Origin of the sequence: Streptococcus sp. CF8_St5-11 (genome assembly GCF_024295625.1) — a bacterium.
In the GTDB taxonomy this organism is placed as follows: Bacteria; Bacillota; Bacilli; order Lactobacillales; family Streptococcaceae; genus Streptococcus.
Genome location: NZ_JANCOJ010000003.1, coordinates 70,306 through 90,808, shown reverse-complemented (window position 1 = coordinate 90,808; position 20,503 = coordinate 70,306). Strand labels below are relative to the sequence as shown.

The 20,503-nt window shown below is 42.1% G+C and carries 22 protein-coding genes, 1 tRNA gene and 1 other RNA gene; 9 read left to right on the top strand and 15 right to left on the bottom strand.

Annotated elements, in window-relative coordinates; all coding sequences use genetic code 11:
* Nucleotides 1-10: 10 nt before the first annotated feature.
* Together fimA and tpx are read left to right on the top strand one after the other, a co-directional pair.
* Nucleotides 11-943 carry a metal ABC transporter substrate-binding lipoprotein/fibrin-binding adhesin FimA gene (fimA, locus tag NMM13_RS07210; protein WP_254728273.1) on the top strand — a complete coding sequence of 311 codons (933 nt, stop codon included), beginning with the start codon at nucleotides 11-13 and terminating at the stop codon, nucleotides 941-943.
* A gap of 87 nt (nucleotides 944-1,030) precedes the next feature.
* Nucleotides 1,031-1,525 carry a thiol peroxidase gene (gene tpx / locus NMM13_RS07205; protein WP_254728271.1) on the top strand — a complete coding sequence of 165 codons (495 nt, stop codon included), beginning with the start codon at nucleotides 1,031-1,033 and terminating at the stop codon, nucleotides 1,523-1,525.
* 33 nt (nucleotides 1,526-1,558) lie between these two features.
* On the opposite strand, the gene NMM13_RS07200 is transcribed toward tpx, so the two are convergent.
* Entirely contained in the window at nucleotides 1,559-2,584 is a 1,026-nt protein-coding gene (locus NMM13_RS07200) for a DUF3114 domain-containing protein (protein WP_254734706.1), read from the bottom strand.
* Nucleotides 2,585-2,708: 124 nt separating this feature from the next.
* On the opposite strand from NMM13_RS07200, the gene NMM13_RS07195 reads away from it, so the two are divergent.
* Complete coding sequence (locus tag NMM13_RS07195; RefSeq protein WP_254728537.1) at nucleotides 2,709-3,362, top strand: metal-dependent transcriptional regulator; 654 nt, start codon at nucleotides 2,709-2,711, stop codon at nucleotides 3,360-3,362.
* Nucleotides 3,363-3,384: 22 nt separating this feature from the next.
* Here the strand turns inward: NMM13_RS07195 and dtd are convergent, their stop codons facing one another.
* The 8 genes from dtd to NMM13_RS07155 all read right to left on the bottom strand — a co-directional run bounded on the left by dtd (nucleotide 3,385) and on the right by NMM13_RS07155 (nucleotide 10,257).
* On the bottom strand, nucleotides 3,385-3,828 hold the full coding sequence (dtd, locus tag NMM13_RS07190) for a D-aminoacyl-tRNA deacylase (RefSeq protein ID WP_254728539.1): 444 nt from the start codon (nucleotides 3,826-3,828) through the stop codon (nucleotides 3,385-3,387).
* 193 nt (nucleotides 3,829-4,021) lie between these two features.
* Nucleotides 4,022-6,241, bottom strand: a complete 2,220-nt coding sequence (locus tag NMM13_RS07185) for a bifunctional (p)ppGpp synthetase/guanosine-3',5'-bis(diphosphate) 3'-pyrophosphohydrolase (protein ID WP_049486460.1) — start codon at nucleotides 6,239-6,241, stop codon at nucleotides 4,022-4,024.
* Nucleotides 6,242-6,403: 162 nt separating this feature from the next.
* Nucleotides 6,404-7,147, bottom strand: coding sequence for a 16S rRNA (uracil(1498)-N(3))-methyltransferase (locus NMM13_RS07180; RefSeq protein WP_195189934.1), 744 nt, complete (start codon nucleotides 7,145-7,147; stop codon nucleotides 6,404-6,406).
* Nucleotide 7,148: 1 nt separating this feature from the next.
* Nucleotides 7,149-8,099 carry a 50S ribosomal protein L11 methyltransferase gene (prmA, locus tag NMM13_RS07175; protein ID WP_254728587.1) on the bottom strand — a complete coding sequence of 317 codons (951 nt, stop codon included), beginning with the start codon at nucleotides 8,097-8,099 and terminating at the stop codon, nucleotides 7,149-7,151.
* 137 nt (nucleotides 8,100-8,236) lie between these two features.
* Complete coding sequence (locus NMM13_RS07170) at nucleotides 8,237-8,710, bottom strand: GNAT family N-acetyltransferase (RefSeq protein ID WP_254728541.1); 474 nt, start codon at nucleotides 8,708-8,710, stop codon at nucleotides 8,237-8,239.
* Nucleotides 8,707-9,141 carry an NUDIX hydrolase gene (locus NMM13_RS07165; RefSeq protein WP_254728543.1) on the bottom strand — a complete coding sequence of 145 codons (435 nt, stop codon included), beginning with the start codon at nucleotides 9,139-9,141 and terminating at the stop codon, nucleotides 8,707-8,709. The genes NMM13_RS07170 and NMM13_RS07165 overlap by 4 nt, the downstream gene beginning before the upstream one ends.
* Before the next feature lie 49 nt (nucleotides 9,142-9,190).
* Nucleotides 9,191-9,733 carry a hypothetical protein gene (locus NMM13_RS07160; RefSeq protein WP_254728545.1) on the bottom strand — a complete coding sequence of 181 codons (543 nt, stop codon included), beginning with the start codon at nucleotides 9,731-9,733 and terminating at the stop codon, nucleotides 9,191-9,193.
* A 53-nt stretch (nucleotides 9,734-9,786) separates the two neighbouring features.
* Entirely contained in the window at nucleotides 9,787-10,257 is a 471-nt protein-coding gene (locus NMM13_RS07155) for a DUF3013 family protein (RefSeq protein ID WP_254728547.1), read from the bottom strand.
* Nucleotides 10,258-10,371: 114 nt separating this feature from the next.
* Between NMM13_RS07155 and NMM13_RS07150 the strand changes: the two genes are divergently transcribed.
* The 5 genes from NMM13_RS07150 (at nucleotide 10,372) to NMM13_RS07130 (ending at nucleotide 13,812) form a co-directional block, all read left to right on the top strand.
* Nucleotides 10,372-11,643 (top strand): replication-associated recombination protein A, encoded by a 1,272-nt coding sequence (locus NMM13_RS07150; RefSeq protein WP_061604396.1) that lies wholly within the window; start codon nucleotides 10,372-10,374, stop codon nucleotides 11,641-11,643.
* Nucleotides 11,644-11,709: 66 nt separating this feature from the next.
* A non-coding RNA gene (gene ssrS, locus NMM13_RS07145) (6S RNA) lies at nucleotides 11,710-11,902 on the top strand.
* Between the two features lie 3 nt (nucleotides 11,903-11,905).
* Nucleotides 11,906-11,978, top strand: a tRNA-Lys gene (locus NMM13_RS07140).
* 95 nt (nucleotides 11,979-12,073) lie between these two features.
* Nucleotides 12,074-12,487, top strand: a complete 414-nt coding sequence (locus NMM13_RS07135; RefSeq protein ID WP_254728589.1) for a helix-turn-helix transcriptional regulator — start codon at nucleotides 12,074-12,076, stop codon at nucleotides 12,485-12,487.
* A gap of 314 nt (nucleotides 12,488-12,801) precedes the next feature.
* A complete protein-coding gene (locus tag NMM13_RS07130; protein ID WP_195324324.1) occupies nucleotides 12,802-13,812 on the top strand; it encodes a YeiH family protein in 1,011 nt (336 codons plus the stop codon).
* 618 nt (nucleotides 13,813-14,430) lie between these two features.
* Here NMM13_RS07130 and NMM13_RS07125 read toward each other — a convergent pair.
* The 3 genes from NMM13_RS07125 to NMM13_RS07115 all read right to left on the bottom strand — a co-directional run bounded on the left by NMM13_RS07125 (nucleotide 14,431) and on the right by NMM13_RS07115 (nucleotide 16,572).
* A complete protein-coding gene (locus NMM13_RS07125; RefSeq protein ID WP_003004480.1) occupies nucleotides 14,431-15,252 on the bottom strand; it encodes a nucleotidyl transferase AbiEii/AbiGii toxin family protein in 822 nt (273 codons plus the stop codon).
* The gene (locus tag NMM13_RS07120; RefSeq protein ID WP_003004721.1) at nucleotides 15,245-15,832 is read right to left on the bottom strand and encodes a type IV toxin-antitoxin system AbiEi family antitoxin domain-containing protein; all 588 of its coding nucleotides are present in this window, start codon (nucleotides 15,830-15,832) and stop codon (nucleotides 15,245-15,247) included. The genes NMM13_RS07125 and NMM13_RS07120 overlap by 8 nt, the downstream gene beginning before the upstream one ends.
* A gap of 209 nt (nucleotides 15,833-16,041) precedes the next feature.
* Complete coding sequence (locus tag NMM13_RS07115; protein WP_024056220.1) at nucleotides 16,042-16,572, bottom strand: hypothetical protein; 531 nt, start codon at nucleotides 16,570-16,572, stop codon at nucleotides 16,042-16,044.
* 215 nt (nucleotides 16,573-16,787) lie between these two features.
* On the opposite strand from NMM13_RS07115, the gene NMM13_RS07110 reads away from it, so the two are divergent.
* Nucleotides 16,788-17,321: a hypothetical protein gene (locus tag NMM13_RS07110; protein WP_003004327.1), complete on the top strand. Its 534-nt coding sequence runs from the start codon at nucleotides 16,788-16,790 to the stop codon at nucleotides 17,319-17,321.
* 132 nt (nucleotides 17,322-17,453) lie between these two features.
* Here NMM13_RS07110 and NMM13_RS07105 read toward each other — a convergent pair whose 3' ends face one another.
* The 3 genes from NMM13_RS07105 to NMM13_RS07095 form a co-directional block, all read right to left on the bottom strand.
* On the bottom strand, nucleotides 17,454-18,161 hold the full coding sequence (locus NMM13_RS07105) for an ABC transporter (RefSeq protein WP_155169378.1): 708 nt from the start codon (nucleotides 18,159-18,161) through the stop codon (nucleotides 17,454-17,456).
* Complete coding sequence (locus tag NMM13_RS07100; protein WP_254728549.1) at nucleotides 18,158-18,838, bottom strand: ABC transporter ATP-binding protein; 681 nt, start codon at nucleotides 18,836-18,838, stop codon at nucleotides 18,158-18,160. The genes NMM13_RS07105 and NMM13_RS07100 overlap by 4 nt, the downstream gene beginning before the upstream one ends.
* A 347-nt stretch (nucleotides 18,839-19,185) precedes the next feature.
* Nucleotides 19,186-20,472 (bottom strand): sensor histidine kinase, encoded by a 1,287-nt coding sequence (locus NMM13_RS07095; RefSeq protein ID WP_254728551.1) that lies wholly within the window; start codon nucleotides 20,470-20,472, stop codon nucleotides 19,186-19,188.
* Nucleotides 20,473-20,503 lie beyond the last annotated feature (31 nt).

The following is a 20,503-nucleotide window of genomic DNA, read 5'->3' as shown; positions in this document are numbered from 1 at the left end:
GGAGAAACACATGAAAAAAATCGCTTCTGTCCTCGCCCTCTTTGTGGCGCTCTTGTTCGGCCTGTTGGCCTGCAGCAAAGGCTCTTCTTCCAAGTCCTCATCTGATAAATTGAAAGTGGTCACCACCAACTCCATCCTCGCAGATATCACCAAAAATATCGCTGGGGACAAAATCGAGCTCCACAGTATTGTCCCTGTCGGTCAAGATCCTCACGAATACGAACCGCTCCCAGAAGATGTCAAAAAAACTTCACAAGCAGACCTCATCTTTTACAACGGCATCAACCTCGAAACCGGTGGCAATGCTTGGTTTACCAAGTTGGTCAAAAATGCCAATAAAGTAGAAAACAAGGATTATTTCGCAGTGAGCGAGGGAGTCGACGTCATCTACCTAGAAGGTCAAAACCAAGCTGGAAAAGAAGACCCTCACGCTTGGCTCAATCTCGAAAACGGGATTATCTACGCTAAAAACATTGCCAAACAATTGATCGCCAAAGATCCAAAAAATAAGGACTTCTACGAAAAAAATCTAGCAGCCTACACTGAAAAACTCAGCAAGCTAGACCAAGAAGCCAAGCAAGCATTCAATAACATCCCAGCAGACAAGAAGATGATCGTAACCAGCGAAGGTTGCTTCAAGTACTTCTCCAAAGCCTATGGCGTCCCATCTGCCTATATCTGGGAAATCAATACCGAACAAGAAGGGACACCTGAACAAATCAAAACGCTGGTAGAGAAATTGCGTCAAACCAAAGTACCGTCCCTCTTTGTCGAATCCAGTGTCGATGAGCGTCCTATGAAAACTGTGTCTAAAGATACCAATATCCCAATCTTTTCAAAAATCTTTACTGACTCAATTGCCAAAGAAGGCGAAGAAGGCGACAGCTACTACAGCATGATGAAATGGAATTTGGAGAAAATCGCAGAAGGTTTGAACAAATAAGATTCCAAACTGATTAGATTCTCAAACAAATTAGTGGCTCTTCCCCCTTCATTGATGTACAATGAAAAGAAAAAAGGAGTCTTTGCTATGACAACATTTTTAGGAAACCCTGTTACCTTTACTGGATCTCAACTTCAAGTTGGTGATACTGCTCATGACTTTTCACTGACTACACCAAACTTGGAGAAAAAATCTTTGGCTGATTTTGCTGGGAAGAAAAAAGTTCTCAGCATCATCCCATCCATCGACACAGGGATCTGTTCGATGCAAACACGTCACTTCAACAAGACCTTATCGGACTTGGAAGACACTGTCGTCTTGACGGTCTCTGTCGACCTTCCTTTTGCTCAAGGTAAATGGTGCGCTGCTGAAGGACTCGACAATGCTATCATGCTCTCAGACTACTACGACCATTCCTTCGGGAAGGCTTATGGCCTCTTGATCAATGAATGGCACTTGCTCGCACGCGCTGTCTTGGTCCTAGATGCGGACAACAAGGTCACATACGTTGAATACCTCGACAACATCAATAGTGAACCCAATTACGAGGCTGCAATCGAAGCCGTCAAAGCACTTGGATAAACGAAAAAGAGGTCTACAACCTCTTTTTCATTGCTATAAAATCCGATGGAGTCCATTCTGTAAGAGAACCCGCCAGCGTAAGCGTGGGATGCCTCTGAGGAAACTCCGCACGCGTTTTGCTACCTGTTGCTTGTAGCTCTTGCCTCCTTGTGCAAAGGTTCCCTTCCTGCTCCAGTATCCTTCAATACTGCGATCATTCTTCGGAGCTAGATAGCGAACACCTTGCTGATAGAGGACCTTCTTGCGAAAAGGTGGATCCCACGGTTTTACGGGATCGATATCCAAGTCCTTATGGGTATAGCCTCTAGCTAAGCCATAGTTGAAACTGGCACCATTGACAATGCCATTTTCAGAAATCTGATACGGATCCACTTCGTTAAGAAACTGACCGTCCTGATCCAGGATATACTCAGTATGAAAGTTGAGCAAGACCTTGAAATTCAACTGGGCCTGGGCACGAGATGGAAAGGCGAGCTGGCCGTCTTGATCCACGTAGACCTTATTGTGGAGACGAGCCGCTGCATAGGCATCGATCTTAATTCCTTTTGTCTCCTGCAAGTAAGCTTGTAGCGCCTCTTCATCCGTCTGTCCAGTTTTGGCATAATGCTCCCGAATCCACTGGGCCTGGTAGGCAGAGAGCAGATAGCGGAACTGGTGGATCTGGCGTTTTAAGAGCTGGTCTCCCTCTTTGCTCGCTAATGAATCCTGAGCAAAAGCTACTTGAACCACTCTTGAGAAAGAAGACCAAAAAGGTGAATGAGGTGGGCAAGCTGGAGCCATTCTACTTAGAAGAAAAGCTGTCTCTTCACAAGTTCCAGACAAGTCACTTGGCATGAGAAGAATTTTCATGACTCCCCTCAGCAAGTCTTGAGCAACAGCTTCATCCAGATTCTGGAGTTCTTGAAACCACATTTTTTGAAATAGAGGACTGGCAAAGAAAAAGACAGACTGGTATTGTTCTTGGTAGGCTTGTACATCTTTGTATTCCTGCAAATATTTCTCTAAATAGGCTAAACTATTCTCCCTCCACCCTAGTCTCGCCAAGTCCTGTCTGTTCATAATGCCGTCCTTTCTATGCTACTATACTACCATCTTTTGGAGCTTGAGACAATTCTCATTACTCCACTAGCGTTTTTGAGGATTTTTTTGATATACTAGAAGTGAGCGAAGAAAAGAGGAAAGCATGACACCAAACAAAGAAGATTACCTCAAGTGCATTTACGAAATTGGCACAGAAGTAGAAAAAATCAGTAATAAAGAAATTGCCAGTCGCATGCAGGTCTCTCCACCCGCTGTGACCGAGATGATCAAGCGCATGATCTCAGAGGGGCTCTTGGTGAAGGACAAGTCTCGTGGGTATTTGCTAACAGATCTAGGCTCGCAATTGGTCTCTGATCTCTACCGCAAGCACCGCTTAATCGAAGTATTCCTTCTGAAGAACCTTGACTATACCACCGAGGAAGTCCACGAAGAGGCAGAAGTCCTCGAACATACCGTTTCTGAACATTTCATTGACAAGCTTGATTACATGCTTGGAAATCCAAAAACCTGTCCTCACGGTGGGACAATTCCACCCAAAGGACAACTTCTCATCGAGGCTTACCAGGATCGTTTGAGCGATGTCAGCGAACCGGGAACCTATCGTTTGCGAAGAGTCCAAGATAACTTTGAATTGCTTAATTTTTTAGATCAAATCCAGCTGACCATTGGAGATGACATTCTCTTCAAAGGCTATGACGATTACACTGGCCTCTATCATTTAGCTATCCACGGGCAAGAGATTTCTATGAATCAAGTGATCGCCCAACAACTTTACATAGAAAAACATGCCCTTTAATCAAGGGCATGTTTTTTACTTTCTATGGATTTTTCGTATCTAGGATAATGGTCACCGGGCCATCATTGATGAGTTCGATTGCCATATCTGCAGCGAAGACACCTCGTTTAACAGGAACTTCCTTTTCCAACAAATCATTAAAATCATCATAGAGCTGGCTGGCCATCTCTGGATTGGCTGCCCCAATAAAGGCCGGACGATTGCCTTTTTTTGTCTGGGCAAAGAGGGTAAACTGGGAAACAGAAAGGATTTCTCCTTGAATATCCTTAACAGATAAATTCATCTTCCCTTCTTCATCCGAGAAAATCCGCATTTGCGTGACCTTTCGTACCGCGTATTCCAAATCCTTCTGGTCATCCTCAGGCCCCACTCCCACTAAGAGCAGAAGCCCATCCTGAATCTGACTATAGACTTGACCATCAATAGAAACCGAGGCACTTTTGACCCGTTGAATCACTAATTTCATCTTATTATCCTATTTATACAATCTATTGGGCAGTCACCGCTAAGCTTCAAAGAACATCGACTTTAGACGCAGGCAGACTATCCGAAAACCAAAGGCTGTTCAGTTGCTTTTAGAGCAAGGCAGCAAGACGAAGACAGTACTGAAGTACGGCGAAGCGAGCTAACGAAGCAATAAAAGATAACTGAGCAGCCGACTAGCCGTTAGTACGCTTAACAGAGTACACCTCCGGCACACTCTTAATCTTATCCACAACCGTTGTCAACATCGATAGGTTCGGAATCCCAAAGGAAATATGGATATTGGCAAATTTCATGTCTTTGGTTGGTTGAGCATTGACAGTTGAGATCATCTTAGCTGTATTGGAGAGGACTTGGAGTACATCGTTAAGAAGTCCGGCACGGTTGAGTCCGTAAATATCGATGTGGGCGATATAGTCTTTGGTCGTGTTGTTATCTTCCCATTCTACATCAATCAAGCGTTGCTCGTAGTTGTCTTGAGCACGAAGATTCATACAGTCTCGACGGTGAATCGCAACACCGCGTCCTTTGGTGATGTAGCCAACGATTTCATCGCCTGGAACTGGGTTACAGCACTTAGCAATCCGAATCAAGAGCCCAGAAGCGCCTTGGATGACCACGCCACCTTCGTGACGGACCTTCAAGGTGTCTTTTTTATTTTCAACCTTGACCTCGCCACCTTTGACTAGCTCTTCTGCTTCTGCGCGTGCCTTAGCCCGTTCTTCTTCCCGGCGTTCATCCTCCGTCAAGCGGTTAAAGATGGTAATAGCCCCAATCTCTCCAAAACCAATCGCCGCAAACAAGGCTTCTTCTGTCTTGTAACTTGATTTTTGTAGCACTTTGTCCATGTGCTTTTTGTCCATGAACTTATTGGCTACCAAGTCATGCTCGTGGAATTGGGCCATCAAGAGGTCCCGACCCCGGTTAATCGATAATTCCTTATCTTGATTTTTAAAGAACTGACGGATCTTGTTACGCGCCTTGCTAGTTTTAACAAGGGTCAGCCAGTCACGGCTCGGACCAAAGGAGTTGGCATTGGTGATAATCTCCACCTGGTCTCCCGTCCGAAGTTTGGTATTAAGGGGCACCATCCGGCCGTTGACCTTGGCACCAATCGCTTTTTCCCCAACCTTGGTGTGGATTTCATAGGCAAAATCGATCGGCCCAGAATCTTTCGGAAGCGAGCGCACGGTTCCATCTGGTGTGAAGACGTAAATCTCTTCTGCCAGGATGTCTTCTTTTACATTTTCAACAAATTCTTTGGCATCGCCTGACTGGTCTTGGAGTTCCATCATCTCCTTGATCCAGTTCATCCCAATAGCCGATTCCTTGCTGTTAACTTGACCCTTGATCCCTTTTTTATAGGCCCAGTGAGCCGCAACCCCGTACTCAGCAACCTCATGCATTTCCTTGGTTCGGATCTGGAACTCAATCGGTCCTTTAGGGCCGTATACAGTCGTATGGATGGACTGATAGCCATTGGCCTTCCGGTTGGCAATATAGTCCTTAAATCGACCCGGCATTGGCTTCCAGAGCTCATGGATATAGCCCAGCATGGCATAAACATCACTTGGAGTGTCCAGGATGCAGCGGATGGCAATCAAGTCATAGATTTCATCGAAGCGTTTCTTCTTATCCTGCATTTTGCGATAGATCGAATAGATATGCTTTGGTCGACCATAAATTTTCCCATGCAGATGGCGTTCCCCAGCATAGGTCTCGATCTTGTGGACAACCTCTTCGACCAACTCTTCTCGCTCGCGACGTTTTTCCTTCATCATATGAGAAATCTTGTAGAATTCTGTCTCATTCAAATAACGGAAAGACAAATCCTCCAGTTCCCATTTGACGCTGGAAATCCCGAGACGGTGGGCGAGTGGCGCATAGATCTCCATGGTCTCACGCGAAATGCGCTCTTGCTTATCCTTGCGCAAATGCTTGAGGGTACGCATATTATGCAAGCGGTCTGCCAATTTGACCAAAATGACACGAATATCTTGAGACATGGCCATGAGCATCTTGCGATGGTTTTCCGCCAACTGCTCTTCATGGGACTTGTACTTGACCTTCCCGAGCTTGGTCACCCCATCGACAATCACGCGCACATCATGACCAAATTCACGCTCAAGATCATCTAAAGTCGCATCCGTATCTTCCACGACATCATGCAAAAAGCCGCAGGCGACCGTCACAGCATCCAGTTTCAGCTTGGCAAGGATCCCTGCTACTTGAATTGGGTGGATGATATAAGGCTCGCCAGACTGACGGAATTGCCCATTATGGCAATCAACCGCATAGACCAAAGCCTTTTGTACAAAAGCAACATCTTCAGGTGATAAATATTTTTTTGTAAGGGCAACGACTTGGTCCCCTGTTAAATTCTCTTCTTTCGGCATGTATTTTCTCCAGTTTCTTGGATACTATTTTAACACTTTTAGAAGCAGATGGGAACCAATGAAGCTACTTTAATATACGGATACTTCTCGAAGATCATTCTGGGATCCACCTTGCTTTCATCATTCTTGTAAAAAAACTAACGAAGCGATTCCTTCACTTCGTTAGTTCATTAATTCTGTGACAACACTCACGGCGCTGAGGGCGTAGAGTGGCGCTGTTTCTGCTCGCAGGATGCGAGGACCAAGTCCTGCAAGAATGGCTCCTTTAACTGTAAAACTTTCAATTTCTGCAGGGGAGAGGCCTCCCTCTGGCCCAAAGATAAAGAGCAATTTGCTTCCAGCTTCCAATCCGGTCAGAGACTGAAGTAAAGCTGCTGCCTCTCCTTCTTTAGCCGACTCTTCATAAGCCACCACGATCCGATCAAACTGTTCTAACTGAGCCAGAAAGTCTGCCTTTTTCTCAAAAAGGGTAATGCTTGGGACCAAATTCCGCTTGCTTTGCTCGGCTGCTCCAAGGGCGATTTTTTCTAGTTTCTCGACCTTTTTACCCAATTTCTTGCCGTCCCACTTGGCAACGGACCAGTCTGCAGGGAAGGCCCAGATCTGGCTAGCACCGAGTTCGGTTACTTTCTGAGTGATGAACTCGAGCTTGTCTCCCTTGGGAAAGCCTGATGCGATGGTCACTTGGACTGGCAGTTCCACATTGTCAACTAATTCTTCGATTAGCTCCAACTGACGGGCTTCTACATTGACCACGCGCGCCAAGCGCTTGATCCCATCATCAAAGACCAAAGTCACCTCATCATCTTCTTTTAAGCGCATGACCTGAAACATGTGCTTGCTGGTCTCCTTGTCCTCAATGGTAACAGGTGAGCTAGCCAAACCTTTTACAAAATACTGCTGCATGCTAGCCTCCAATCACACCGGAGACATCCTTGGTCTTCTTGAAGACGCAGGCATTCCATTCCCCTTGGATCATGTGGGTTTCAAGGAAAAATCCAGCTGACTCAGCCGACTCACGCACCATGTCCCACTTGTCCTTGATAATGCCACTCATGATCAGATAACCTTCGTCCTTGACCAAGCGATAAGCATCCTCTGTCAGATGGATAAGAATATCCGCCAAGATATTGGCCACGATGACATCTGCCTCAATCTCCACGCCTTTCAGCAAATCGCCTGGAGCTACATGGATGTTTTCCATTCCCGGGTTGAGTTCAATATTTTCCTGAGCGACGCGAACCGCTACATCATCCAAGTCATAGGCAAAGATTTCCTTGGCACCAAGAAGGGAGCTAGCAATAGAAAGGACGCCTGATCCTGTCCCCACATCTAGCACTGTCTCCCCGCCACGAAGGACTTGCTCCAAGGCAAAGAGGCTCATCTTAGTGGTCGGGTGAGTTCCTGTTCCAAAGGCCATACCAGGATCCAGCTTGATAATCTTTTCTCCAGCAGTCGCCTCATAGTCCGTCCATGACGGCACGATGGTCAAGTCATGAGTGATGCGAGCTGGTTCATAGTATTTCTTCCAGTTGTCGGCCCAGTCTTCCTCAGCCAAGGCAGTCGTGCCCATCTTGACCTCTCCTAGATCCATAAAATCCGTCAATTCTGCTAAGCGATCCTGCAAATCCGCTTCAACTGTTGCTACATCAACCGTTTCCGGGTAGTAGGCGGTCACCACGATTTCTTCTTGCTGCTCAATTTCAGGGAAAATCTCACCGAAGCGGTCCACATTTCCTACATAGTCCATACTGTCTTCAATCGCAACACCTTGGGCGCCTAACTCGATCAAGAGATTAGAGACTAGTTCCTCTCCCTCACGCTTGACTGTAACTTTTAACTCTTGCCATGTTTCCATCATTAAGATACCAAGCCCGTAAAACACAAAGCCAAAATAGGAAACTCTCTGAAGACGTTTGTGTCTAAGAGAAGTTTATCTTTTTGGCACAGTGTTTAGGGCGGGTTCAGTTTAGAAATTTAACCGAACCATCCTTTCTATTTCTCTATCAATTTTTTCATGTAGACCATATCCATGCCTTCTTTTTCAGGCTCGATATGGGTTTGACGATAGCCGTTTTTCTCGTAAAAAGTAACCATGCCTGCATCCTGTAACACCGTACACAAATCCCATTGTGAAACGGTTGAAAATTCCTCTTCTAGCAAGCGCAATCCTTCAGAACCATACCCTTTTCCTTGATACTGGGGCAAAATTGCTGCGGTCCCCAACCAAGCTTTCGTTAACTCTTCATTGGTCTGAACTCGTAAAAATCCGATGTTTTCTTCATCTTTTTTTACAAAATAGTAATAGCTATTGGGACGCTCTACTAGTTTCCACTTAATGCGTTCACGGTCCTCTAAATAAGGATCATATTCATCCTGGTATTTTTCATAAACTGCTTTAAAACTAGCTCTTTGAATGGCAATAATCGTTTCTAAATCTTCTGCTCCTGCTCTCTCAAGTCTTATCATAAACTTTCCTCCACATAATCCCTCAATCTTTCCTGTAGTTGAGGTACAACCCGATCTGACGTCAAAAACTCTTCAATGCTGACTAATTTGTAGCTCTGGCCCTCGTCTCCAAAGATGATACTTTCGAACTGTTCCTGCGTCAACTTCCCAACTAAAAAGACAGATTTCTTGTTCTCATCTAGCATACTGGGGTAGAGTCGAGACCAGATTATGTCATCTTTGGACAGTTGGATATTTAATTCTTCATAAACTTCACGCGCTGCACACTCGAAAGGACTCTCGTCCCCTTCACGACCACCACCTGGCAACTCCCACATGTTGGGACAAGGGATATCGTCCTTGTCATCACGTAAGATAGTCAAGACCTTATCCCCACAAATCAAGGCAATCTTGCAACCTTGGAAATCCATTCTGCTATCCAATAATTCCATGATATTTACTCTTTTCTATGATAACAATTACTCTCTAGGAAAATACGAGCTAGCTTTCTTCGATTACTTTTTGGCACTCTGCATCCCAGTATGCTTGCCATCTGCCATGTTTTTTATCAAAATAAACCGTAAACTCATCATTTACATAATCTGCAACATAGCGAAGATTAGGCGGGTTTTCCTCAAAACTTAATATCCAAGGATGGAAGTAAAAGGTTTTCTCCCACCTCTTCTGAGTATAGCCTAGATCCTTAGCATACTGAGGGATGGGTTGTTGCAACTCGCTTTCCAAATGGGACTGAATGGCATTGTCAAAACTATTCAAACGAGCTAATAGTTGCTTAAACTGATCTTCCTCCTCAATTTTGAAATCACCTATGAACTCAAATTCTGCAAAGTCTATAGAAAATTCAAATAATGTGATTTTACAATCCTCAACATAGTGCCCATCTTCATCAACACAACAACGAGTTCCTGACTTCAATACTCGCTCAAAATCTAAATTCGCAAAGCGATTGCGGGGCAGAATGCAAACTGATTGCTCAGATTTATCTGACCTTCTCCTGAAAAACTGTTTGACTTTTTCTAGCATAGTTTTCCCCTTCTCCTTGAATCCAGTATTCAAAAAAACACTTAGAATCTTTTCTAATATCTCGGATAAGGATAAAAGGTGCTTTCTTCTAGGCCAACTTTGCCTTCTTCAAAAACTTCTTGGTTCCAGACGATCTCAAAGCTCTCTGCTTCTTCGTCTGCCAAGAAATCCATGAGCTCATCCAAGGCCAACTCAGCAGTATCTCGTAGGAAAGTCGCAAAATAAGCTAGAAATTCACGTGACAAGCCTTTTTTAGGCTCATAAGGAATCGCTGTTAAATAGGCATCTTCTTCCACATGAGACTTGGCTGGATTGTAGAAGATAACAGCTTCTTCAAAGAATATATCCTCATCAGATTCTTCGCCAGCTTCATCAACCAGGGCAACCCCTCCCGTATTCTGTGCTTCCAAGAGAAAAGCCACTTCTACCGCATGGTTTTTCTTATCCCAATTGATCTCAAAATCAAAGGGAAAAATCTTGTCCATCTCCTCTTCTAAAACATCCAAAAATCCGTATTTAGACATAGCGTCCTCTTTCTAATTTCCCACTCTTAGAGCGGAATATGATACAATAGTTACTACAATCTTACCATAAAAAACGCCTCTTTGAAAGGAGACAAAGCTAGAAAGGAGAAGGAAATGCCCGACAATCTCGCACTCCGTATGCGACCACGGACGATCGATCAAGTCATCGGTCAACAGCACCTGGTCGGAGAAGGCAAAATCATTCGTCGCATGGTCGAGGCCAATCGTCTGTCCTCTATGATTCTCTATGGACCTCCGGGGATCGGAAAGACCAGTATTGCTTCTGCGATCGCAGGAACGACTAAGTATGCCTTTCGGACCTTTAATGCAACGGTTGACAGTAAAAAACGCCTCCAAGAAATCGCAGAGGAAGCCAAATTTTCTGGTGGTTTGGTCCTGCTTTTGGACGAAATCCATCGCCTTGATAAAACCAAGCAAGATTTTCTCCTGCCTTTGCTCGAAAGCGGTCTGGTCATCATGATCGGTGCAACAACTGAAAATCCCTTTTTCTCTGTCACACCCGCTATTCGTAGCCGCGTACAGATCTTTGAGCTGGAACCGTTGACGACGGAGGAGGTCAAGCAAGCTCTGAAAACGGCCTTAGATGATCCCGAGCGTGGCTTTGACTTTCCTGTCGTTCTCGATGAGGACGCTTTGGATTTCATCGCTACCTCGACCAATGGAGATCTTCGCTCTGCTTTTAATTCTCTCGATCTGGCGGTGCTGTCGACCTCTGAAAATGCAGAAGGGATTCGCCATATTACGCTAGAGATCATGGAAAACAGCCTCCAGCGCAGCTATATCACCATGGACAAAGATGGAGATGGCCACTACGATGTACTCTCTGCTCTGCAAAAATCTATCCGTGGTTCGGATGTCGATGCTAGTCTCCACTACGCCGCTCGTTTGATCGAAGCCGGAGATCTACCCAGCCTCGCTCGTCGCTTGACCGTCATCGCTTATGAGGATATCGGTCTGGCCAATCCAGATGCGCAGATTCATACCGTAACAGCCCTTCAAGCAGCTGAGCGCATCGGCTTTCCTGAGGCCCGCATTCTCATCGCCAACATCGTCATCGATCTAGCCCTTTCGCCTAAATCCAACTCAGCCTACGTTGCCATGGACAAGGCGCTAGCTGATCTTAGAAGTTCTGGCAACCTTCCTATTCCTCGCCACCTCCGAGATGGTCATTATGCCGGAAGCAAGGAACTGGGAAATGCGCAAAACTATAAATACCCCCACAACTACCCTGGCAACTGGGTCAATCAGGACTACCTGCCAGACAAGCTCAAACACGCCTCCTACTTTATTCCCAATGAAAATGGCAAGTACGAGCGTGCTCTCGGAACCACCAAGGAGAAGATTGATCAATTTAAGAAAAAGTGACATCGGTTTCAAAAAATTGAGATTTTCCCTTGAAATATTTTCAAAATGTGGTATCATATACATATAGAAACGCTGTGGTGTACGACTTCACACTTAAGTGTTGACCGACTATTTTTTGTATTATTAGGGAAACAAAAGACTTCTGGCAGTATGCAGGCCGTTTCACGCGGAAGCAGCTAAGTCAGAGCGAGTTGCCCACCTGCTTAATTGCGCGGGTTCAATACAAACCGTGAAGTTTCGGCACCAATACAGCTTTTTATTTGCCTCCTTAGCTCAGTTGGTAGAGCAGTAGACTCTTAATCTATGGGTCACAGGTTCGAGCCCTGTAGGGGGCATCTAAATCAACAGGAAAAAGCCTTGATTTATAAGGCTTTTTTGCTTGTCTATAACTGATTTGCCCCATCATTTGCCCCACATTTTTTTATGAGCAATCTTTCCAAACATCTCTGACTACGAAAAACAAAAAAGCTACCCCACCTTTGCAAATTTAGATAAGATAGCAGAATATTTTAATGCAACTCCAACTCAACTTTTTGGAACAAGTAAGGAGATTGAATTAGAAAAGAGTGTTCTTGAATCGAATGAATACTCTGATAAAGTAAGTGAGATCTTAAAGGCTGTCAAATACATCGAACATTTTCTACAAACTGATGGACAGTACTTAGAGGATTTACTTTACCTAACAAGAGGCAACCAGCTATACACAGAAGATGGAGATGAGTTGTATATTGATCCAACTTCTCAGAAAAGAACATTTCATAACCAATATGAACCTGGTTTTATTGTAGCAAGAGATAAATCCCCACTAGAACTCTTAATTGAAAATAAGGACCTATTAGATTAAAAAAAGCGAGGATATGTACTGATCCCAAAAGTTAGATTTTTTCTGTCTAACTTTTGGGATCAGTACATTTTCAACTCTCTTATTTATTTTCTTATCTCACATAATTACTTCACATATCCAGGCTCATCAAATTCATTTTTTTCAATAACATATGCTACATTTGCATCCTTATTGATCAAAGAACATATATCTATTAAACTACAAAAGCTCTCTGACCGCAAAATTCCGTTAATTTACAACCTTATTCCTACTTTCTATTTTACTTTTCTGACAGATAAGATTATAATAAGGAGTATTTATTTTCGGAGGTTTTTATGTCATTTCTATCAAAAAATTGGGCAGGACTGTTAGTCTGTCTGATCATTTCTATCATCTCTTGGGTTTTAGGAGGCTTTCTGCCTGTTGTGGGAGCACCTGTTTTCGCCATTTTTATCGGAATGATTCTCTACCCCTTTCTCACTTCCTATAAACAACTGGATGCTGGATTGACTTACAGCTCTAAAAAATTACTTCAATACGCTGTTATCTTGCTCGGTTTCGGTCTCAATATTTCACAAGTTTTTGCAGTTGGGAAATCTTCTCTTCCCGTTATTCTTTCAACCATTTCTATCGCTTTAATTATTGCTTTCTTTTTCCAACGATTTTTTAACATGGATACAAAGCTAGCTACCTTGATTGGGGTAGGCTCTTCTATCTGTGGCGGTTCTGCCATTGCAGCGACTGCTCCTGTTATTCACGCCAAGGAAAAAGAAGTAGCCCAAGCCATTTCTGTTATCTTTTTCTTCAATGTCTTGGCAGCTCTTATCTTTCCAACTCTAGGTTCTTGGCTCCATCTCTCCAACGAAGGTTTTGCTCTCTTTGCGGGTACTGCGGTCAACGATACTTCCTCTGTAACAGCCACAGCTAGCGCCTGGGATAGTCTGTATCATACCAATACTCTAGAATCTGCAACCATTGTCAAACTGACTCGTACCTTAGCTATTATCCCTATTACTCTCTTCCTCTCCTATTGGCAAAGCCGTCAACAAGACAACAACCAAGGAGTAAAGCTTAAAAAAATCTTCCCCGTTTTCATTCTCTACTTCATCCTAGCTTCTCTGCTAACTACCGTCCTTACTTCTTTTGGTGTTAGCAATAGCTTCTTTTCACCTCTCAAACAGCTCTCCAAATTCCTCATCATCATGGCTATGAGTGCTATTGGTCTCAAAACTAACCTCGTTGCTATGATCAAATCCAGTGGAAAATCCATTCTTCTTGGAGCCCTTTGCTGGATCGCTATCATCCTGACTAGTCTTGGCATGCAATTACTCATCGGTATTTTCTAAGAAAAAAGGGAGCCTAAAGGCTACCTCAGAACGTAGACAAACGTCATTTTTGGCGTTTGTCTTTTTGTATCTTCAAAGATATTTTGTCTTATCATCTACTATTCCATCCAAAAATCTGATTTAAAGCAAAATAAAAAGGGATATTCCCTATCCATTTCGATAATTTTTTCATTAATTTGTTTTTCCATTTTATCCTCCGATTAGTCTCGCATTGATATTTATTGATAACAACACTATATTTCTAGTATAGCATAATCATTAGATATTATAGGTTTTCAAACCAAATGAGAGTCATTCGTTTTTGCCCCACTTTTGCCCCATTTTTAAATCATGACATTGGAAATACCTAAAAGTACTTCCCTAAAATCACTTATATTTCAATATTTTTAATTACTCTCAATATGAAAATCCTTTCCAAATCCATGTAGGGGGCATCAAACTTCAACAGTAAAAGCCTTGAAAACCAAGGCTTTTTTGCTTGTCTTAAGAGTACTTAGCTCACTTTTTTATGAATACAAATAAGCGAGCTTCATGACAAAGCTCGCTTTTATCTAACACATCGTTATAATCTCAAAACCACCTCGGAGGTAGTTTGTTAATGAAAGTCTATATTAGGTATCATAATTCTAACAATAGCTGTTGAACAACTTCCAAAACATCCCTGAAAGAAATAGAAGTTGCATAAGGGTAATGAGACTGATAATTTTCCCAATGACGCGCCAATGTTATATCATCCTTCATCTCATCAATCATATTTTGAAAATCTACTACATCTAACGTTGTCTGACGATAGGAAAATGTTGCCTCGCAAGCTGATCGAAGCTTTTTACTATCCAATCGGCTTTTTTCCATACTATAAATTACATACACATCATAAAAATCCTTGCTTCGAGTGTTAAAGAAAGATCTTCGATAAATCGTTTCTAATTTTTCAGCCAATATTGTCTCCAAATTATAGGCCACGATCTCATAGTCAATCTCTTGAAAGAGACTATGATAACGATAGGAAACGGATTTGGGAGTAATAGGATCACCAGTCGCAATATCTAAAGGAATTGTCTGACGTATATTATCAAGCCGACATAAAATATGGATTCGATAACCACCATAAGGATCTTCATCTTTAATTTCACTTATCTTAGTAATTTCATAATGAACCAAATCATCAGTTAGGATTTCCTTTAAAGTACTTTCTAGTAGAGATTTGTCCATCTTAAATTGTTCTAAAATAAAATCCATATCAGAAGTTGTTCGACTTTCAACACCAATAATATTGGATAAAAGAAATCCTCCCTTGAATACAAAGTTATGACTATACGGACTAGATGCTATCTTTGCAAGTATCGTTTCTAGAAAATAATAAGTTAGCACAACATTGAAATCTACCTGTTTTTCGTTTGAAATTTTATGGCACAGAGCAATCAATCTATCTTTATTCATATAAGACCTCCATCAATGATTGGACGTTTTCGAGCACATGAAACTCTCGCGCATATTTGTAGAGTTTTCGTAGATCTTTTTTTGAAGATTGAATATATCTCTTTAAAGAAGTCGAAAATATTTCCACATCTATCTTTTGTCGCTCGCGAATGAGATCGCATATCGATCTCTCCAAATCATATACCCTTACTTCATTTCCGAAGGACGTTTGTAGCTTTGTCACACCGACTTCATACAATTCTTTCTGGATGAAATGCCTTTTTACCTCCTTAGGAAATCGATGAGGATTATAACCTGTATAGACCGTCACTTCTTTGTATTTAGGGATAACATCTATCAGCCCATGGAGATACAATGCTGATAGATAAGAATAAATCACTTTTTGATGTTGGAGTTGGAAAATGGCATACTCATCATACTGAGACCAATCGGTGATATAAATCCCTCTGGCAACCTTTATGAGTTGACCATTTTCCACCATTCGATTTAGGTAAGGCTTTGGGATCCCTTTTTTAACTACATCAGATGTTCTAATAATAGACTGATGATCTAGCATTTCCTGTATTTGTTTTTGAATCATTTCAGCATTCCTATTGTTGTTACTTCTGTGCTTTTATTATATCATATCAAACGCACAAAAGTAAAAATAACGATTATTCATAAAAAGATGCCGGACAAATAGCTCCGACATCACTTTCCAAAATCCTCTCTCCAAATATCCTTGACGGTCACATCGTCCCAATTCTTTGGACTGAAGCGGCTGGAGTAGATGGAGGTCCAGTTCACAGTTCACCGGTCCACCACTCGCGCTTCAAAGTGGGCTGGTTTATCGTCTACATTGGTGATGGTGATGTTGTAGGGCTTTCGTTCCGTCACCCCAAATACTTCCTCTACTTCCCCTTGAATCACTATTCCATCGTTTTCTAAATAGAAACTCTTACTTTTATCATTTGGTAAGTCTTTACGCTCTGTTTTGTCTTTTAAAAAAATGAGCTCCGTTATTGTTTGCTTTTCAACATTATAGACTATGTGACTATCTTTCATCCCCCAACCTTTTCGACCGGACAATTTTAACTTAGCATCATCAAATTTTTTAAACTGGAGTTCCGACCTATATTCTAGCTGATCCGTATTGGGATAAACTCTCAATTGAACACTTTGACCAGGCTGGAGGGTGTAGCTTCCATAAGTAAGGATCGAATAAACAAACCAGACTGCAAATGAAGCATATAAGAATCCAATGATCTTTCGTGAACGTTTGCTTGTAAAACGACGCAAAAGCAAGACGAGAGAAATAATAAATATCAGGGGTGTTACCATTTGTCTTCCTTTCTTACCAGCATTGACCCGGTTATGATTTCTACAGCAGCTTTTCATTTCACTCCTAGCCACACTTTCCATCTAGTATACCATAACCTGAAATGATCTAATCACAAGAACCCTACCAAACATTTGACAGCTCTTCACCGAATCCGCTATGATAAGGGTACTTGAAATTCCAAGTTTTCATGCATTTGAAATGTAAGGAGTCCAAAATGAAAATCTATTATTCAAAATTTGTTGGTGTCGGTTATCTAATCTTTGCGGCGGGTGTATCCTTTCAATTTTTCTTTTCTCCCGCTCATGGATTGATCGACTTTTCTCAACTAAATCTTCCCACTGTGATTTCAACCATTCTCTTTTTCGCTGCTATCTACGCAACAATTGCAGGCATCAAAAGACTAACTAGCCACAGAGTCTCCTTTGAATTCACCTTTGAAGGTATTTATGTCTACCCTGGGCTTTTCTTCTCAAAAGAAATCTTCATTCCAAAAGAAGAATTGTTGCGAGCATCTTATGTCGAAGTGGATGTTAGCGACCCTGATCATGTCAACAGCAAGGCTTGCTATTTAGATTTTAACCTCAGAGAAGTCACCCAGTTAGAAAATATTTCTAAATCAAACATCATCATCAATACAAGCACCTTGAAATTGCGTCTCGCCCTTAGCCTCTGTCGATTTAGAGAGGAAGAAAAAGCCGAGTTAGCGACCTATCTAAAAGAAAACTACGGCATTGATTTTTTCTATTAGCATGTAATAAAAAAGCCCTCCATTAGAATTTTAGAATAGCAAGATCTTTCCAAGTATTTGACGAACGAATACCGAATAACCGTTTTATAGCAAAGAAAAAGCCTTGAAAATTCAAGGCTTTTTTAACTGCTCTTAGTTCCTCATTTTCCCTTTGGGTACGAGCAGATAGAAAAATAGCAAATTCAATCCAAATACAGCAACAAAGAGTCCTAATTGGGTGGCATCGATCGTTTGTTTCTCGGTCAAATCTTGGATCAGCTTTGTATAATAATAGCCTGGGAAAGCCCGTTGTAGCTTGACAACCAAGTCCATAAATCCTCCACTCGCGCCAAGCGTATCAAAGGGAATAATGGTCATAGCGGCCAAAATAATAACAGGAAAGCCAATGGTATCAATCGTCTTAGCATCTACCCTGACCCCAAGAACAAAGCCAATCACGCTAAAGTAGATCCCCATCAAGGATAAGAGGAAAAATTGTACCAACAGGCTAGTCGTCACTGGAAAGTGAAAACATAGAACAGCAACTACTAGCACTGCTAAAAAGATCAAGCTGTTCAAAATCAGTTGTACGATGCTTTGATCCCATAAATAGTTTTTGACACTATAGCTTGTAAAGTGGGATTCAAAAGAATAAAAACCGATATCTGAGGCGATTCGCTTACTAAAGGTTGCAAGGCTATTGCCAATGACCCCGATAAATACGGCAATACCTAATAAAATACTTGGCGAAACCCCTTTTTGAAGCTGATAAAAGAAGATATACCAGCCTATGGGTAAAATAATGGTGAATAATACAAAGCGCTTATTTCGTAAAACTTGTTTTAATTGAATCTTTTTCATGCTTGTTCCCCTCCTTTATTCATCTCTTCTCGGAAATACTGCTCAATGGTTTGACCAGCCTGGTGAATGTCCTCGACAGACTTTGTGGCAGCAATTCGACCATCTTTTAAAATCAAGACTTTTGTAAAAAAGGCATCGATTTGGTTAAAATCATGGGTCACCACAACAGATGTAAACTCTTGCTGCTCCAGTAATTTCCAAAAATTATCCACTGCTTCCAAGTCCATGCCAGTCGTTGGCTCATCTAAAAAAATCAACTTTGGATGATTCAAAATGGTTAACAATAAGGACAAGCGCCTCTTTTGACCACCAGAAAGACTTCCCACCATCTGCTCTCTTGATTCTCTCAATTCGACCATTTCTAAGAGTCCATTGATATCAGCCTGCTTCTGCTGATTCATCCGGCTTTTTAATTCGACGAATTCAGCAACGGTTAGATCCTCGATGAGCAGATCTCCCTGAGGCATCATCCCAATTTCTCTTTGAAAATCAAGCGAAGTCTTTATCGTTCCCAAATCGGCCTGGAGCTGCCCAGCGATAATGTTGAACAGGGTACTTTTTCCTGCTCCATTATTTCCCAGCAAGGCAATTTTGTCTCCTTCTTCTATCGAAAAAGACACTCCCTTTAATACAGCTTTCTCCTTAAATGATTTTGTAATAGATGCGACCTGAAACATACGATCCCTCTTTTCTTATTGATCTTGTATACAGTATACTTCAAAGGGACAGTCTTTGTAGCTCTCTGTCAGAATCGGTCAGAAAATCGTCGTGAATGGTCAAAAAAGAGGCTGGGACAAAAGTCCTAGCCTCTCAATTATTTTTGGATTGTCGAGCAAGACGCAGTGGTTGAGTGCTCAAAGCACTGCTTTGAGGTGGCGGATAGATCTTGCGAAGCAAGTATCCTAAGTCTTTGTTCGCTTTTTAAGCTTCAAAGATGCCCTATGTTGACGGAAACTATGTTTCCTTTATCTGCAAACCTTCAACAGTCTCCCAGACTGTTGAAGCTGTCCCACTCTCTCTTCTATTATTCCTTCCAAAAGGTCAGACTCTGGGTAAATCGGTAGTTTGAACTCTTGGTAGACACTGTCGTTTTGGGATATTTTTCCAGTAATTGTTGGATCTTGTACAAGCCAAGACCGCGGCCCTCTCCTTTACTCGAGTAGTCTTTTTCAAAAATTCTCGCTAACTCTATTTTTTCAGCTTTTGTACTATTTTCAACTATTAAGATGAGGGAGTTTTCCTCCTGGAGCATGGCAAGAGTCAGCTGTGGGTCGTCTGATTCGAGACTCGCTTCGATAGCATTGTCACAAAGGATGGATAAGAAGGTGATGAAATCTAAAACCTCGATGAATAAATCACGAACAGGTTCATCGATCTCGACAGAGATCCCAATCCCTTTATTTTGAGCTTCCATTAATTTTGCGGACAGAACACTTTTTACAGCTGGATTTTCGATGTGACCGAGTTTGGCAATATCAAACTTGCTATCGTAAAATTGTTGGCCACTCTCTCGAAGAACATTCTCATAAACTTCCCTGATCGCATTGAGATCTTCATGCTCAATACTTAACTTGAGACTGGTTAAAATATTCAGGTAATCATGACGAAAGGCACGAATCTCCCCATAGAGCATTTCGACGTGTTGACTATAGGTGGCTAACTCCTGCAGTTGCCTATCTTTTTGCTCTAGAATCTCTTGTTTCAATCGTTCTTTGGACACTGCATTGAAATACAAGAGCATCATAAAAAACAAAATCAAATAAATACTATTTAACTGTCTCCGCAAAGCATCTGCATGCGGAATAATATCCTCAAAAACCACCAGACCTACAACACTGAGCAAATACACAAACATGGAAAGATCCATTGGGAGTAAGAATCGATTAAAATACTGCCGTTGAAACCCTACTTTTAAATCTGTAAAATCTAGTTTTAACAATTTAGTGATTCCTATATAAACAGGAAAGACCAACAATTCAAGTAGAGCATCATACCAGCTGACAGATGCCTCATGAACAAGTACAATCCCGAGCATAGGAAAGACATAAAAGGCTAGGAGGCGCCCAATGAGACTCTCCATGACAACCGGGTAGAGCCCGTAAAAAATATTCAAAAGGTGTCGTATGTTACGATTTCGATAGAAACTATAGGCAATAAATACTAAGAAATAGCCAAAAAAGCCTACCGGTGGCACAAGGGTAAAGATAATTGCAAAGAAGAAGGGGCACAAAAAGAGCCAGCGCCAAGCGAACTCTTGTCTACTGATATGACGATAGATCAGCATGCTGACGAAGAACTTTAGGTAAGACATTAGAATATCTAACAGCAATTCTTTCTCCCTT